At 55.4% G+C, this 1,385-nt stretch carries 2 protein-coding genes; both read right to left on the bottom strand.

Going from position 1 to position 1,385, the window contains the following annotated elements:
- Nucleotides 1-897: dTDP-glucose 4,6-dehydratase (gene rfbB / locus C8029_RS21870; RefSeq protein ID WP_152003740.1), on the bottom strand; the 897-nt coding region annotated here is incomplete at its 3' end.
- The coding region (gene rfbC / locus C8029_RS21875; RefSeq protein WP_152003741.1) for a dTDP-4-dehydrorhamnose 3,5-epimerase at nt 894-1,385 on the bottom strand (492 nt) is incomplete at its 5' end. The genes rfbB and rfbC, both read right to left, overlap by 4 nt.

Consider the following 1,385-nt stretch of genomic DNA (forward strand, 5'->3'; position numbering starts at 1 on the left):
GGGATCAATCGCATAACGCGCGTCATGGCCGGGACGGTCGGTCACAAAGGTGATCTGATCGGCATAGCTTCCACTGGATTTGGGTCTTTTATCGTCCAGAATGGCGCAAAGGCTTTTGACCAGTTCAAGGTTGCTGCGCTCATTCTCACCGCCAATATTGTAGCTGCGGCCCAACGCGCCTTTTTCAACGACCAGCAACAGCGCATCGGCGTGGTCTTCCACATAAAGCCAATCGCGGATGTTCGAGCCATCGCCATAAATCGGAAGATCTTTGCCAGCGAGGGCGTTGAGGATGATCACCGGGACCAGTTTTTCCGGGAAGTGGAATGGGCCATAATTGTTTGAGCAATTCGTCAAAACCACCGGCAGGCCGTAGGTTTCGTGCCAAGCGCGCACCAGATGATCCGAACTGGCTTTCGAGGCGGAATAGGGCGAACGCGGGTCGTAGGGGGTTTCTTCGGTGAACATCACCGAGCGGTCGTTTGGCAGGGAGCCAAAGACTTCGTCGGTGGAGATATGGTGGAACCGAAAGCCCTCCGGTTTGCCCGCCTCTACCCAATATTTGCGCGCCGCCTCAAGCATGTTGAAGGTGCCGGAGATGTTGGTTTCGATGAAATCACCCGGCCCGTCGATCGAGCGGTCGACATGGCTTTCGGCGGCCAAATGCATCACCACATCAGGTTTGTGCGTGGCAAAAACAGTGTCTAATCCAGCGCGATTTCGAATGTCGACTTGCTCAAACGCATAGAGAGGGCTGTCTGAGACAGAGGCCACATTGTCGAGGCAGGCCGCATAGGTCAGCGCATCGACATTGACCACCTCATGTCCACGCGCAATGGCCAAACGCACAACGGCAGAGCCGATGAACCCGGCGCCGCCTGTGATCAAAATTTTCATGCTGTGGCCTCATATACGAATGGCGTTTCAAACATCTCAAATGTCTGCGCCTGATCATCTTTCTCGGAGATGACGGGGGTGATCTCCTCAATCGGCCAGGAAATCCCACAGCTGTCCCACTTCACCGCGCCATCGCAGTCGGGCGCGTAGTGATCGGTGCATTTGTAAACGATCTCGCTGTCCGGCTCCAAGGTCATGAACCCGTGGAGAAAGCCCGCGGGGATCCAAAGCTGAACGCCATTGTCGAAAGACAGTTCCTCGCCATACCATTGGCCATAGCTCGGCGAGCCTTTGCGGACATCTACCGCGACATCAAAAATCTTACCGCGTCCACAGCGCACCAATTTGCCTTGCGCATGTGGCGGAGATTGAAAATGCAGGCCGCGCACGGTTCCGACTTCGCGCGAGAGGGAATGATTGTCCTGCACAAATTCGGGTAGGATGAGCCCAGCATCGGCCAAGCGTTTCTTGTTCCAACTTTCCGAAAA

Source organism: Roseobacter sp. TSBP12 (assembly GCF_009129705.1).
GTDB lineage: Bacteria > Pseudomonadota > Alphaproteobacteria > Rhodobacterales > Rhodobacteraceae > Celeribacter > Celeribacter baekdonensis_A.